The 15,298-nt window shown below is 36.5% G+C and carries 12 protein-coding genes; 6 read left to right on the top strand and 6 right to left on the bottom strand.

What is annotated here, in order from left to right:
* Window positions 1–433: 433 nt before the first annotated feature.
* The 3 genes from RHOW815_RS03185 (at window position 434) to RHOW815_RS03175 (ending at window position 5,766) form a co-directional block, all read left to right on the top strand.
* The gene (locus tag RHOW815_RS03185; protein WP_215216908.1) at window positions 434–3,391 is read left to right on the top strand and encodes an insulinase family protein; all 2,958 of its coding nucleotides are present in this window, start codon (window positions 434–436) and stop codon (window positions 3,389–3,391) included.
* Window positions 3,392–3,542: 151 nt separating this feature from the next.
* Entirely contained in the window at window positions 3,543–4,268 is a 726-nt protein-coding gene (locus RHOW815_RS03180) for a S1C family serine protease (protein WP_215216907.1), read from the top strand.
* Between the two features lie 82 nt (window positions 4,269–4,350).
* Entirely contained in the window at window positions 4,351–5,766 is a 1,416-nt protein-coding gene (locus RHOW815_RS03175) for a Do family serine endopeptidase (RefSeq protein ID WP_215216906.1), read from the top strand.
* A gap of 81 nt (window positions 5,767–5,847) precedes the next feature.
* Here the strand turns inward: RHOW815_RS03175 and RHOW815_RS03170 are convergent, their stop codons facing one another.
* The 4 genes from RHOW815_RS03170 to sucC are packed head-to-tail and all read right to left on the bottom strand — an operon-like array spanning window position 5,848 to window position 9,327.
* On the bottom strand, window positions 5,848–6,132 hold the full coding sequence (locus RHOW815_RS03170) for a hypothetical protein (protein WP_215216905.1): 285 nt from the start codon (window positions 6,130–6,132) through the stop codon (window positions 5,848–5,850).
* Window positions 6,133–7,275, bottom strand: a complete 1,143-nt coding sequence (locus tag RHOW815_RS03165; RefSeq protein WP_215216904.1) for a site-2 protease family protein — start codon at window positions 7,273–7,275, stop codon at window positions 6,133–6,135.
* Between the two features lie 3 nt (window positions 7,276–7,278).
* Window positions 7,279–8,157, bottom strand: a complete 879-nt coding sequence (gene sucD, locus RHOW815_RS03160; protein ID WP_215216903.1) for a succinate--CoA ligase subunit alpha — start codon at window positions 8,155–8,157, stop codon at window positions 7,279–7,281.
* Window positions 8,158–9,327 carry an ADP-forming succinate--CoA ligase subunit beta gene (sucC, locus tag RHOW815_RS03155; protein WP_215216902.1) on the bottom strand — a complete coding sequence of 390 codons (1,170 nt, stop codon included), beginning with the start codon at window positions 9,325–9,327 and terminating at the stop codon, window positions 8,158–8,160.
* A 74-nt stretch (window positions 9,328–9,401) separates the two neighbouring features.
* Here sucC and ftsY point away from each other — a divergent pair, with 74 nt between their 5' ends.
* The gene (ftsY, locus tag RHOW815_RS03150; RefSeq protein WP_215216901.1) at window positions 9,402–10,334 is read left to right on the top strand and encodes a signal recognition particle-docking protein FtsY; all 933 of its coding nucleotides are present in this window, start codon (window positions 9,402–9,404) and stop codon (window positions 10,332–10,334) included.
* A gap of 204 nt (window positions 10,335–10,538) precedes the next feature.
* Here ftsY and RHOW815_RS03145 read toward each other — a convergent pair whose 3' ends face one another.
* A complete protein-coding gene (locus RHOW815_RS03145) occupies window positions 10,539–11,597 on the bottom strand; it encodes a leucine-rich repeat domain-containing protein (protein ID WP_215216900.1) in 1,059 nt (352 codons plus the stop codon).
* Between the two features lie 150 nt (window positions 11,598–11,747).
* Here RHOW815_RS03145 and RHOW815_RS03140 point away from each other — a divergent pair, with 150 nt between their 5' ends.
* Both RHOW815_RS03140 and priA read left to right on the top strand, forming a co-directional pair.
* Complete coding sequence (locus RHOW815_RS03140; RefSeq protein WP_215216899.1) at window positions 11,748–12,422, top strand: hypothetical protein; 675 nt, start codon at window positions 11,748–11,750, stop codon at window positions 12,420–12,422.
* Window positions 12,386–14,614 (top strand): replication restart helicase PriA, encoded by a 2,229-nt coding sequence (priA, locus tag RHOW815_RS03135; RefSeq protein WP_215216898.1) that lies wholly within the window; start codon window positions 12,386–12,388, stop codon window positions 14,612–14,614. The genes RHOW815_RS03140 and priA overlap by 37 nt, the downstream gene beginning before the upstream one ends.
* Window positions 14,615–15,126: 512 nt before the next feature.
* On the opposite strand, the gene RHOW815_RS03130 is transcribed toward priA, so the two are convergent.
* Window positions 15,127–15,298 (bottom strand): transposase (locus RHOW815_RS03130; protein WP_215216909.1); only part of this gene is annotated, 172 nt, incomplete at its 5' end.

Genomic DNA, 15,298 nt, shown 5'->3' with positions numbered 1-15,298 from the left:
GAAAACGAAAATCCGAGAACTTTTACCTACTGTAGCTAATTTATCCGAAGCCTTAGATCAAGCTGTTTTATCAATGTCGATTTAAATAACTATAACTAGGTTTTTTTGAAAAAACTGCTCTATCTTGCAAGAAGGTATTATCTTTTTGTATAAAAATATTTATATATTCAAACTCTTAATTTGAATGCAAACGAGTATAGACATCTCAAGATTTTTTGAGATAAATGGATATATTTTTAATAAAAATTACAAATCAAGAATTAACTTCAATTTTAATGCAATTAATTTATCTTTAATTTATTAAAAAAAATAATTACTTTTATTTAATTTAAGTTTCGGATTCAAGATATGTTCATCTAGATGCAAAAAATGGGATCATCTTTACTAAAATCTTGAGCTAATCTATTGTTAAGCGCTTAAATTAGCTGGATTCATGTATACATTTTGTAAATCTTTGACACAACCTGGAGAAAAACACGGCGATTTTATCGTTACAAAATATTTAGTTATCGATGAACTACACTGTGTCTTACGAGAACTTACGCACGTGCCTACAGGCGCTATTGTTATGCATATTGAGAACGATGATCCAGAGAATCTATTTTGTCTTTCTTTTAAGACCTTGCCGTATAATTCAAATGGTGTAGCACATATCTTAGAACACACCGTCTTATGCGGCTCTTCGAAATACCCGGTAAAAGATCCTTTTTTTTCTATGCGACGAAGGAGCCTAAACACTTTTATGAATGCTTTAACAGGAGCTGACTTTACCTGTTATCCAGCAGCATCACAAGTGGAAAAAGATTTTTATAACTTATTGGATGTTTATTTGGATGCGGTATTCCATCCAGAATTAAAGCGAATGAGCTTTCTGCAAGAAGGGCATCGTCTAGAGTTTATCAATCTTAAAAAACCAGAAGAAGGGTTGCATATCAAAGGGATTGTATACAACGAGATGAAAGGAAGCCTCTCTTCTGTCGACACGCGTATGTGGCATGCTATGATGGCTCAACTTCTGCCAGATCTTCCTTATGCGTTTAATTCAGGAGGAGATCCAAAAGAGATCCCTAGTTTAACCTATGAGCAGCTTATTGCTTTCCACTCTTTGTATTATCAGCCGGCGCGTTGCTTATTTTTCTTTTATGGTAATCTCCCTTTGCAAAAACACCTGGATTTTATCGCAGAAAAAACGCTAGACCAAGCAAGTAGCTCACCTCCTACAGGCTTAGGTAAACAAAAGCGTTTTGATACACCGAAGTTCTCTACTATGCGCTATCCCATCGAAGCTTCTGAAACTTTTTCTCGTCGAACAGTGATCGCTTTTGGATTTTTAACAGCTCCTATTACAGAACAAGAAGATGTGTTAGCATTAAGCATTTTAGATGTAATCCTAATGGAAACTGATGCTTCTCTTTTAAAAAGAGCTTTGCTTGAATCACAGCTCTGTATTTCCGCAAATGGTTTCATAAGCCTGGAGATGAGCGAAGTACCGTATCTAATTGTCTGCAAAGGTACTGAAGAAAAAGATGCCGATGCACTAGAGCAAGTTTTAGTAAGCAATTTAAAGAAGATCGTTGTAGAAGGCATCCCGAAACATCTCATCGATGCAGCCATTCATCAGTTAGAGCTCTCTCGTTTAGAGATAGGAGGAGATCAATCCCCTTTTGGCCTTTCTTTATTTATGCGCTCTGCTTTAGCTAAACAAAATGGATGTGCTGCTGAATCAGGGCTGATGGTGCACTCTTTATTTGAGGAGCTATTAGAAAAAACAAAACAACCCACTTATTTAACAGGATTAATCGACAAGTATTTTCTAAGCAATCCTCATAGGGTTCGACTGATTATGATAGCAGACCCTCATCTAGCAGAAGAAGAGAGAAATCAAGAGTTAAAACAACTTAAAAAAAATCAGCAAGAGCTATCTAAGGAACAAATTAAAGAGATTCAAAAACAAACAAGAGATCTAGCCCTGTATCAAAAGCAAACAGAAGCTCAAGCTTTAGATTGCTTGCCGAAAATATCTTTAAATGATGTTCCTACTGCTATTCGTGATTTTCCCCTGCAAGTCATTTGCTCAAAAAACTTAACCGTCTATCATCACGATTGCTTTACTAACCATATTTTGTACGTGGATCTACTTTTTGATCTACCTACAATTGAAGAAGAAGATTTGCCCTATGTGCATTTATTAACCTCCATTTTATCTGAATTAGGAAGTGGAAACAGAGATTATAGAGAGAATCTGGAATATATGCAGGCCCATACAGGAGGACTGACCACTTCTTGTTCCTTATATCCTCAAACTTTAGATCCAAAAGCGCTGCGCCCTTCTTTTAATCTACGAGCAAAGTGCTTATATCGCAAAGCAGAGCAACTATTTGCATTGATGCAGGATTTATTGTTATATCCTCGACTTGATGAGATTAAGCGAATTGAAGAGCTCATTTTACAAATTTACACATCCTTGCTTAATCGATTAAATCGACAAGCCATGCGCTATGCTACTCATTTAGCCATTAGTGGTTTTTTAACAGCTACACATATCAGCGAAGCCTGGTATGGGCTGCGTTACTTCAAGACTCTTCAAGCTATTTGTCAAGATCTACCAACCAATCTTCCTAAGGTAATCGACCGCTTAAAAGCTTTAAAAGAAAAAATTTTCACTTTTAATAACCCTCATTTGATATTGAGTTGTTCTTATGAGATGTTAAAAGAATTAGAGAGTAAAAATTATTTTAACCTCAATCAATTACCTACTCTTAAAACAAGCCCTTGGCGGTTTGAAACACCTTTAATTTTACCTTCTTCTCAGATTCGCTTGATCTCTTCGCAGGTTGCATTCAATGTAGAAGCATTTCCTACCATTTCCTACATCCACCCTTATGCAGCTGCTTTGACAATTGCTTCGGTTTTGTTTGAACATAAGACTCTACATCCAAAGATTCGGGAACAGGGTGGAGCATATGGTGCTAGTGCAACATTTAGCGCTAAAATGGGACATTTTTATTTTCTCTCCTATCGAGATCCTCATATCTATGGTACTAGAGGGCATTTCCACGAAGCAGTTGATCAACTCTGCAAGGGAAAAATCTCTGTACAAGAATTAGAAGAGGCAAAGCTTATTATTATCCAAGATTTAGATTCCCCTGTTTCAACAGAAAACAGAGCTCTTATAGCTTATGGATGTCTTCGCAGTCAAAAAACAAAAGAAATGCGCCAAGAATTCCGCAACTCTCTTCTCAATACCACAATCAAAGATGTAAAATACATCGTCGAAAAAGAGTTAAAGCCCAAACTCACCCAAGGAATATTTATTTCCTTTGCCAATCAAGAATTAATCAACAATGAAAATGCTGGTTTGCAAAATCCTCTGTCTATTTTTCCTATTTAAAATATCTCATCTATAAAAAATCAGTTGTAAAATAAAAAACACAACTGATATGTTCAGCTGTTTCTTATCGAGAAAAACAAAAAACACTGATTAAATAAATCAAAAAAGATAAGCAAAACTGTGTTAGTTGATTTTACTATTTAGGCTCTTTATGCAAGCATTTTTTTTCCTTATTTTAAGCATTTTCTGCTTAAATAACTGCTATGCTGCTTATCCTTTTCCTTCTAGATATCCTAAAGTCTCAGATGCCAAAAAAGCAGCCAATTTTTTTACTGAGATTCTAAACGCATCTGTTCCTGCTGTTGTATTCATTCAAGTAAATTGGATTAGTTCTTTGTGGGGAAATAACGAAAAAAGAGCCTGCATCGGTTCAGGATTTTTAATTACAGCAGATGGTTATATTATAACCAATGAGCATGTAATTAAAGATGCAGATGTAATTACTATTACGTTAAGCAACCAATTACAATTCGATGGTATCGTAGTAGGAGCAGACCCTATTTCTGATATTGCCTTAATTAAAATCGAAGCAGAAGGTCTTCCTTTCTTGGCTTTAGCTGATTCTGATTCCATTGAATTAGGAGAATGGGTTATAGCAATTGGTAACCCTTTTGGTCTGCAATCCACCGTAACATTTGGAATTGTAAGCAGATTAAAAAAAGATAAGTTCCAAGAACCAGATACCCTACAAGTCAATCTCGGTCTTAACCCAGGCAATTCCGGAGGGCCTCTTCTCAATTTAGATGGAGAAGTAATCGGAGTGAATAGAAGCACACGGTACTATAAAGAAGGTTTCTATACAGGCTTATCTTTTGCTATTCCAAGTAATGTAGCTAAAGAAGCTATAGAGAAACTAATTGACCAAGAACTACCTTAAAGTTTTTACTTATGTTTACAAAAATTTAGAGAAGTGTATATTTTATATGCTCAATTTGTAGTTTATTTAAAGGGATTATATTATGAAAAAATCATCTATCCAATCTCCTATTTTTCTTGTTTTAAGCATTATTCTTCTTAGTGCAAATTCTATTCATATTCCAGCTCTAAAAGAAACTCAGGTTTTAGATCGGATATCACAAGCATTTACTCTAATCTATGAGAGCGCTAATCCTGCTGTTATCTCTATAAAAGCTCAAAGTAATGTAAATGAAACTTACGGCGCACACAATCCTTTTGAATTTCACAGTGAAATATTTAATCGTTTTTTTGGGCAAATGCCCCAACCATCTCCTCAAAAAAATGCAGGATCTGGCTTTTTTTGTAGTGTTGATGGTCACATTATGACAAATGCGCATGTGGTGAATAATTGTGATAAAATCACGATTGTTCTGCACGATGGACAAGAAGTAGATGCTGTATTAGTGGGATCTGATCCACATACAGACATTGCTCTTCTGAAGATTGAATCAAAAGAAATAGCTGCATTGCCTTATCTGCCCTTAGGAGATTCAGAATCTGTTAAAATAGGAGAGCTAGCTTTTGCAATTGGCAGCCCCCTTCTTCTAAAATCCACCTTTACCCAAGGAATCATTAGTGCCAAAGGAAGACAGAACCTACATATTAATGATCTAGAGGACTTCATTCAAAGCACAGTACAAATTAATCGTGGCAATTCAGGTGGTCCGCTTTTAAACTCAAAAGGGGAAGTGATTGGAATCAATACAGCCATTGCTTCTAATAGCGGCGGCTATATGGGAATTAGTTTTTCTATTCCGATCAATATGGCTAAAAACATTATGAATCAGCTTTTAGAAAAGGGAAGTGTCACACGTGGATTTTTAGGGGTTACTCTACAACCAATGGATGCAGACATCGCTAAAGCCTTTGGTTTATCAAAACCAGAAGGAGCTCTTATTGCTGAAGTTGTTCCTGGGTCTGCTGCTGATAAAGCAGGTCTTAAACAGGGCGATATTATTTTAGAGTATGACAATAAACCTGTTAAGAGCTCTGAAGGATTAAAAACAGAGATTTCTCTAAAATTCCCCGGCTCTACTATTCAGCTAAAAGTAAAACGCAATCAGGAGACCAAAAAAATCTCTGTAAAATTGGGCTCTAATTCCGATAATGTAATGGCTGAAAATGGAATTGTGCAAAAATTGGGACTACAGGTCGAAACGTTAACAGAAGATTACGCTAAGCAGCTTGGTTATAAGCCTACAGAAGAGGGTGTTGTGATTACAAAAGTAAAACCCAATTCCCCAGCAGCGCTTGCAGGTTTGCGTCCAGGATGCTTAATTCAAACGATCAATCATAAAAAAGTGACAAATCTTTTAGAGTTTAATCAAGCAATTAATCAAAATACCACTAAAGCTATTCTGCTTCTAGTTCGTGATCGTAATAGAGGGGCTTATTTCTGTTCTATTCAACTGAAGTAACCTTAAGAACACATACCCGTGCTCTTGCTGCTCTAAAAAAAGTGAGTAAATCATAGACTGTAAATGAGTTTTGAGAAAGTCCTATTTCACAATTAAACTTTTATCAACATCCGTTGGTTTTTGATAAAAGGGACGTTCTTCTTGATTTTCTGTCTTTTTTGCAATCTTTTTTTGTTTGCGTTTTTTTAGAGGGGTTTTACTTAAAAAGTATTTATCGGTAGGAGATTGTTTTTTCTTGGTCATTTGATTCTTAGGCCGACCCACTCCTACAAAATGAGGCTGAGCTTGTCTAGGTCTTGGTTTTTTTTTATCTTCTGCACAAACCGTTAATGAGATGCATAGAAAACAAATAAGCCAAAGCAACATTTAATCCTCCTTTGATAAAACGTCAAGTAATTCTTGAAATAGTGGATCTTGTCGGATCGGATCAAATATAGATTTAGCTAACATAGATTCTACATTAACAACTCCTTCGTCCACTGCGGTTTTTAGCCAGCCAACTGCGGCTGTAGGCTCCTTAAGAGCAGCACTTGCACAAGCATTGCGAATCGCAATATCTGGATGAGGTTTGGATTGAAAGCATTGCGCTCCAATCTGCGTTACTAAAGAAAACTCTTTCTGATCAAAGGCTGCTTTATGTAGAAGGCAAAGAGCTTCAATGTTAATCTCTTTTTGAATAGGTAATAACAAATCGTAGGCTTGTTTATATAAATCTTGCTCAAGACATAAGAAAGCAAGGTACTCCGTTGCTTGATTAAAAATCATTCCCTTTTTGGCTTGAATACGAACTTTTTCACAAAGGTCCATAGCAACTTTTTTATCGGTTGTTGCCTCTATTTTTTCCATGAGCCCGTGTAGCTTTTGATTGCGATCTGAGCTGCTCATTGCTCGTGATTTACGATAGGTATCGTAGCTTTGAAAGGCTAAAAGAAACAGTAAAGATCCAATAAAAAACCCCTGCATTAAAAAAAATAACAAACTGCATACTAGTGCTATCACAATACTTGTAATCAGAGAATACTTAATCCCCTTTACTCCCCAAATAGCTTCTAAAATGATGCGCAAAAGCTGCCCTCCATCTAAGGGGAAAACAGGCAGCAAATTACAAATGGTCCAAAATAGATTTATCCCTTGTAAAAGCCGTAGTATTAATCCTAGATTCCCTTGACCTAAAGCTGGGTATTGCAGAAGAAAAGTAGCTATTCCAAATAAAATAAATCCAAAAAAAGGTCCGTTGAAAACAATCAGAAATTGTTTGCCAAATTTTAATCTCTTCCCTTCATGATAAGTAAGTCCTCCTAAAGCAACTAACTCTATACGAGGCTTTTGTTTGAAACAAAACGCTGTTAATGCATGACCGAATTCATGAAAAAGAACAGAGATAAAAATCACTGCAATCCAAACCAGAGTCCCTAGTAAACTTAAACTATTTACATAACCAATAAGCGCGGAAAATACCCAAAATGCAGGATGAATGATAATGGGAATACGACCTGGAATGTACAACATATTTTAAAACCTATCTAATGCTTCCGCCATAGCTTGTCCCATTTCTGCAGGAGATTTTGCTATAAACGCCCCAGCGTTTTTTAATGCGTTTATCTTATCGCGAGCGCCTCCTTTTCCTCCAGAAATAATCGCACCTGCATGACCCATGCGTTTATCTTTTGGTGCGGTGGTTCCTGCAATGAAAGCTGCTACAGGCTTAGAGCAATGCTCTTTAATCCACTCTGCAGCTTCTTCCTCAGCGGAGCCTCCGATCTCTCCTATTAAAAGAATTCCTTGTGTTTTAGGATCTTCTTGAAAAAGTTTTATCACATCAATAAAGTTTGTTCCATTTAAAGGATCTCCTCCAATTCCCACACAAGTTGTTTGCCCAAGACCTAGCTGAGTGGTTTGCCAAACCGCTTCATAGGTAAGGGTTCCCGATCTAGAAACGATGCCAATTTTTCCTTTTTTATGAATATATCCTGGCATAATCCCAATCTTACACTCCCCTGGTGTAATGATGCCAGGGCAGTTTGGTCCAATGAGACGACTGAATTTACTCAGTTGCATAACTCTGGAAACCTCTAGCATATCTTTGACAGGGATTCCTTCTGTAATACAGACAATCAGTGCAATTCCAGCGTCTTCTGCTTCTAAAATAGCATCTGCTGTATACGGAGCCGGCACAAAAATGACCGTTGCATCACACTCTGTTTTTTTTTTAGCTTCCCTAACAGTGTCAAAGACCGGTAAATCTAAAATGGTCTCTCCTCCTCTACCAGGAGTGACTCCTCCTACAAATCGTGATCCATATAACAGACATTGCTCTGTATGAAAACGCCCAGATCTGCCAGAAATTCCTTGAGTAATTACACGTGTATTTTTATGAATTAAAATAGCCATTTATTCCTTACCTTTGAGCGTTTCAACTACCTTCTTTGCCGCATTAGCCAGACCATCCACTGTAATGATTGCTAAATGAGCATGTTCTAAAAGTCGCCTTCCTTCTTCTACATTAGTTCCTTCCATTCTCACAACTAAAGGAACATGGATCTTTATTTCCTTAACCGCTGCTATAATTCCTTCTGCTAATGTGGCACAATTCATAATCCCACCAAAAATATTTACCAATATAGCTTTTACATTAGGGTCGCTTAAAATGATCTTAAACCCCTCAGCTACTTTTTCTTTAGAAGCGCCTCCTCCTACATCTAAAAAATTAGCAGGTTTGCCCCCATAATATTGAATGATATCCATTGTAGCCATAGCAAGTCCTGCTCCATTGACCATGCAACCAATATTACCTTCTAAAGCAATGTAGGCTAAATCATGTTCTTTGGCCTTCACCTCATTTGGTATTGCTTGTGAAGGATCGTAAAAATCGGCGATCTTCTGCTGTCTAAAAAGCGCATTGTCATCAACTACAAGCTTAGCATCTAAAGCCCAGAGTTGATGATTTTGATCAGCAACCAAAGGGTTAATCTCTAACAAAGATGCATCGGTATCCATGAAAGCTTGTACTAAACTTTGTGCTATTTGAGCACCCTGTTTAGCCATTTCTGCTTTCCACTGCATAAATTTAATCAACTGGATTTTTTGAAAAGGGCGCAAGACACCGCTTAAGCCAATGGGAATCGTTAAAACTTTCTCAGGATTTTTAAGCGCAATCTCTTCAATCTCTACCCCTCCTTCTGCAGAAGCGATTAAAACAACTTGCTTCTTCTCTCGGTCGATAACAACACTTAAGTAATACTCTTTTTTAATCGCAACCACTTCAGAAATTAAAACTTGATGTGCAATCACCCCTTGAGATCCCGTTTGGTTATTGACCATTTTCATCCCTATCAGTTTCCGCGTAGTTTTAAGGATCTCTTGTCGGCCATGTGCAATTTTTACGCCTCCAGCTTTACCTCTTCCTCCGGCATGAACCTGAATTTTTATTACAGCTTCTTCTAGAGAAAGATCTCTTAAGACAGCTTCTACGCCTTCGATAGAACTGGCTATCCCAAATCTCGGGATGGGTATCTTATAGGATATAAGTATCTCTTTGGCTTGATATTCGTGTGTATTCATTTTGTTTCTCTTTGCTTTGCTTGAATCTCTTTATCTGATAGAGTTTTTTTTCAAGCAATTAAAAAAGGGTCCTTATGTTTGGTTTTCTTAAAGAAGGCTTTCAAAAAATTAAGCAGGCTATGTCTAAAACCAGGTCTGCTCTTTCCCATAGAATTCGCTCTTTATTTGGGAAGCCATGGAACGAAGAAACCTTCGAAGCGCTAGAGCAAATTCTCTTTGAAGCAGATCTAGGATCAGAATGTGCTTCTTTGCTCGTTGAAAAAGCACGCAGTACCCTACGCCTACAACCTAAAGCGGAAATCAACGATATTTTAAAGATATTTTATGAATACACGTTATCTATACTTCAAGAACCTCCCCTTGTTTCTCTTAAGCACTCAGAAGAGAAAACACCTCATGTGATTTTGATCGTAGGGGTTAATGGCAGTGGAAAAACCACTTCCCTTGCAAAACTCGCCTATCAATTTAAAAAACAAGATAAAAAAGTATTAATTGGAGCAGCGGATACTTTTCGCGCTGCAGCAGTAGAGCAACTAGAGCTTTGGACTAATCAAATCGGAGTAGATATTGTCAAAGGTAAAACCGGTGCTGACCCTTCAGCTGTCGTCTTTGACACATTAACAGCTGCTAAAGCTCGCAACATAGATATAGTCTTAATCGACACAGCAGGTCGCCTACAAAATAAAACAGCTCTTATGCAAGAGCTGGAGAAGATGAAACGCGTCATGCAAAAACCGATCCTTTCAGCTCCTCACGAAACCCTGCTTGTCTTAGACGCAACCACAGGGCAAAATGCTATCGATCAAGCAGAAACCTTTCATAAGTTCACTCCCTTAACAGGGTTAATTATGACTAAACTCGATGGTTCTGCTAAAGGGGGCATAGTTCTTTCAATCTACAAAAAACTTCACGTTCCTATTCAATGGATTGGCACAGGTGAGAAAATGGAAGAATTAGAGCGATTTGACCCTATAGCATATGCTTCTTCCCTCTTTGAAATGAATTAAAACCATTTTAGCGGTTTTTTAAATCAGGAAGTCTGTTTGGTGTAGCTGATTGTGCTAGAATTCATTGACAATGAGTTAATATAAAATTTATTTCATGAAAATAAAATATTTACCAAATATTGACTTTTTTGCATCTTGAATATCGAACTTTTTTTAAAAAAGGTCAGATGCTTGAAGCTAAAGAGATGAAAAAAACTTCAGAGTTTACACTTTTTCATAGTGGCTATGCCTAATGATACTTGCATTTGTCCATAAGGTTTGAAGAACCTCTACTGTTGTATTTAGATAGTTTTGCGAGAGGTCTACTTTTTCTATTTGTTCCCAGCTATTTACTCCAAGTGCTTGTAATTCTTCAGATGAATACCTTAATTCATTATCAGCAGCAGAAAATTCCGTAAGAGAGGTTAAATCTTTAAGTTCCCTAGGTAATTGGGATAATTCATTGCTCGATACTTTAAGCACTTCTAAAAAACTACATTGCCTAATCTCTTTTGGGAGCTCTTTTAAGCAATTCTCCTCAACATTGAGTATTTTCAAGTTTTTAAGATATCCAATGGATCGAGGCAGACGCTTAAGAGTATTACCGCTTACATTTAGATTTTTTAAGTTTGTTAAATGCTCAATTCCACGATCAGGTAGCGTTATCAGTTGATTAAAGCTAAGGTCTAGCTCCTCAAGCTGCGTCCAAACTTTGATCGATTCTGGTAAAAATTCAATTTGATTTTGACTAAGATCTAACTTTTTTAAATTACGTAATTGATACATTTCTCTAGGTAGAAAAATAAGTTCAGAATTTCGCAAATCTAGAACAGTTATTGTATCTAATAAAGATTGATTCTTTTCATCTTCAAACCACTCTCTTTTTTTGGTTATTGAATTTAGCTGAGGAGCACCACTATCTATTAAAACATTCCAAAGCTGCTCTAAAAAATGATCTTCTAGCTGTATTTCTAGTTTCTGTAGATCTTGTAGGCAGGATATGACAGGAAAGGGGTTTATTACTGTTTTATAATCAGCTATTTTATCGTTAAAGATTTTCCATGCAACTTGTGGCTTAAGATCACCTTTTGAAATCCTCTGTATTGCTTTATCAATTAACTTGAACTCTGAGGAATGGGTTTTTAATTGATTAAGGTTATCTTGAAAAATGCTCACAGGTTCCTCATGAAAAACATTTTCTGAAAAAGGAATAAAAGATGTTGAAAAAGATAAACTCTTCTGTGGAATGGCCATGATTTCACCAAAGGAAAAATGTATTGACATAAGCTAACATGAATCTTGATTAAATTTCAAAAAATAGAATTTATCCAAGTTTAAGAAATAAAATAATGCTTTTTTGTTCCTAAGAACTAAACCTGTAAACAATCTAAGACTTCATGTAATATCCAGATAGAATAAAAAGCATGTACTCTTATGTTTACACAGAATCCATTTCAGAAAGAACTATTTGATCTGATTAAACAAACAGCCAGTTTACTCAAAGAAAGCCCTTGCTCTTTACGTATTTCACCAGAGACTTACGGATTTTTTCATCTTCCTGTCAAAAAGCCTTTGATAAAACCACAAGCAGTAAAACAGAAGGCTATTTTAAAACAAGCACCTGTTGATCGTTGGCCTTCTGTTCGATCTGTCCTCCAGAAGATTGCCCCTAATATGAAATTACACGATACAATACTCGATGATCTCAAAGCACAAAAAGCAGCTAACGCCTGGAGCGAGCAAATAGAAGTGGTAATCATTACTGGTCCTATTTCCAATGAAGAACTTCTTTTTTTAAAAGATCTCGCAAGAGCTATTCATGATCGTTTATCCGTTACCAAATTAATTTCTGGTACAAAATTAGAAAAAGAAAAAGGCTGGGAATCTTTTTTCAAAAAAAATAGCTTTAAATTGATCATTCTCACGCAGGCAGCGCAGCAATACACTGAATTGATGCTGTATTATAAACAAGAGAAAAACCAGCACTTTCTAGCAACTGCTGCTCTTATTGTTCTTGAAACATTAGAAATATATACACAGCCTGATCAAAAAACCGCTCTTTGGAAATCTCTATGTCAGATCTTAACTCCGGCAGCATCGTCTCTGTAATTTTAGACCAAGCTATTAATATGACTCTTGACTATAAGGTCTGTCCGAGCTTTATAGGTCGTATTTATATTGGATCTCGTGTAAAGGTTCCTCTACAAGGATCTACCAGATTAGCTACGGTTATCGAAATTAAGCAAAACTCTCCAGTAAAAAAGCTACGTAAAATCATCGAGCTTTTAGATACGCCTGTTTTACCCAAAGATCTAGTCTCTCTTGCTAAATGGATGGCACATTACTATTGCTGTCCTTTACGTAAAGTCTTGCAAGTTATCCTGCCACCTAGCGTGCGCAAAGATACAGGGACTAAACAACAGTTATTTATAAAACCTCTTCTTGATAAATCAAGGTTAAAAGAGTTATGCGAAAGCTTGCGTTTAACCTCTCATACGCAAGCTGAAGTAGTATCGACTCTTCTACAAGCTCCTAAAGGATTATTGCTTAGTGAACTGATGGAAAAAGCAAATGTCTCTCGTAGCCCTATTAATACACTGATTAAAAAAAATATACTAAGTTGCTCTTCGATTACCATTGATCGCTCTAAATTGTTAGAATGGGAGTTTTTTAGAACCAAACCAAAAGCATTAAATCCTGAACAGGTAAAAGCGCTTGAATCTATAAAACACAGCTTAAATACAAACCTGTTTCAGACACATCTACTATATGGAGTGACGGGAAGTGGAAAAACAGAAGTATATTTACAAGCTATTCAACATGCACTAGAACAAGGAAAAAGCATCATCTTTCTTGTGCCAGAAATTGCCTTAACTTCTCAAACCATTGAAAGATTAAGAAGTAGATTTTTGCAAAAATTATCCATTTTGCACTATCGGATCTCTGCTGGGGAAAAAAGAGATGCTTGGCATAATATCGCCACTCATATCACTCCTATTGTCATTGGAGCTAGATCTGCTATATTTAGCCCTACTTGCCACTTAGGTCTAATCATTGTTGATGAAGAACATGAGAGCTCTTACAAACAAACAGAAGAGTCTCCTAGATACCATGCACGTGATATAGCTGTTATGCGTGCTAAGCTAAACCAAGCAACAGTAATCCTGGGCAGTGCAACACCTAGCTTAGAAAGCTATCAAAATACTCTTTTAGATAAATACCATTTAAATACGTTGTCCAAACGAGCGGACAAAGCTCATTTGCCACAAATACAAATCGTTGATATGCGCCCTCAATATCAAAAAGCCAAGGGATTCACTCTATTTTCTGAAATATTGATTGAGAAAATTAAACAGAAGATAGCACTTGGTGAACAGGTTCTGCTTTTTTTAAACCGAAGGGGCTATCACACTTCACAACTATGCTTAAACTGTTCATACGTTATAAGTTGTCCTCATTGCGATATCTCTTTGACCTTTTATTTCAAAGAAAACCGATTTACGTGTCATCTATGCGACTTCTCTCTTTTCCCTCCCCCTAAATCTTGTCCTAAATGCCATGCGGAAGGACAACTAAAATTTAAAGGGGTCGGCACAGAATTAGTAGAGCGTTCTTTAAAGGCTCTTCTACCAGAAGCGCGCACACTGCGTATTGACAGGGATACAACTCGTCACAAAGGAAGCCACGAACTATTATTAAAACAGTTTCGCACAGGCAAAGCTGATGTGTTGATCGGAACACAAATGATCGCAAAAGGCCTGCATTTTCCTTTAGTGACATTAGTAGGTGTTCTCATGGCTGATAGCAACTTGCAAATTCCTGATTTCCGAGCTAGTGAAACCACCTTCCAATTGCTCACGCAAGTAGCTGGAAGATCTGGAAGAGGATCTCTATTAGGAGAAGTGCTCATCCAAACCCTTCTTCCAGAGCACATGATTCTCTCTCTAGCACAACAACAAAACTTTGAAGGTTTTTTTGCTCAAGAAATACAAACACGTAGGCTATTTTGCTATCCTCCTTTTACCAGGCTTGTAAAACTGATTTTTAGCGGAAAAATAGAATCCCAAGTTGTAGAATATGCAGAAAAAATTCGAAAAGATCTAAAGAGAAAACTGATAAATAACTGTGAAATTCTACCGCTTATTGCCTGCGGTCATGCTAAAATTAAAGATCTATTCCGCTATCAGTTTCTCATTAAAGCGAAAAAATTGATCCCTATACTCCTCCCATTACATCAGATACCACAACACAAAGAGATCAAACTCTCTATCGATGTGGATCCTTTGTCCACTTTTTTTTAGCATAGTTTAAGAGGAGTTTTTCTGAGCAAACATCTACCTGAATACGAGGTTTTTAAACTGCCTCACATAAACTGCAATTGCACAAAGCATAGTTAATAATTATAAACAACTAATACTATATGTATCTATCTATAAGTCACCCATTTCTTTGTATTTCATTTTCATAAAACCAGTGTATTTTTTCTTATTCGATTCAATCCTTATAGCTTTTAGGATTTTCACCGAGAAAAATTCGTTTATCTATTTGAAAAACAAAGAGATAAACTCAACATTGAGGTTGTAAGGAGCTTGCTTAAAAGTTACGGAATACGATTGGGATCTGTGGGATCCAAAAGATTTTCGTCTGTGGTTGTAAAGCAGATAGAAAAACAGGAAAAAATTATTGTTCTGAGCATAACCTCTCTATTATAGTTATTTAAAATTTTATTGATAAAGTTGTATATTTTTTTCCAACAAAATATTATGGAGGTAGAGAAATGCCTAAACCTTATTCAATGGATCTAAGAGCCTGTTTAAAATCTTTTCAAAATTAGAGCAATAAAAGCAAGAACCACCATATTCAGGCTTGTATGTAGTTTTCTTTCGCAATTTTTCCATAGCCTGCGACATTTTTCTATCCACGCAAAAAAACGCTCTACAACCCATCTTTTGGGAATAACTGTAAAAGTATGGAGTGTATTTCTT

Origin of the sequence: Candidatus Rhabdochlamydia sp. W815 (assembly GCF_018642185.1) — a bacterium.
GTDB lineage: Bacteria > Chlamydiota > Chlamydiia > Chlamydiales > Rhabdochlamydiaceae > Rhabdochlamydia > Rhabdochlamydia oedothoracis.
The sequence above is the reverse complement of the archived record's forward strand: the minus strand, read 5'-3'. Positions and strand labels throughout refer to the sequence as shown.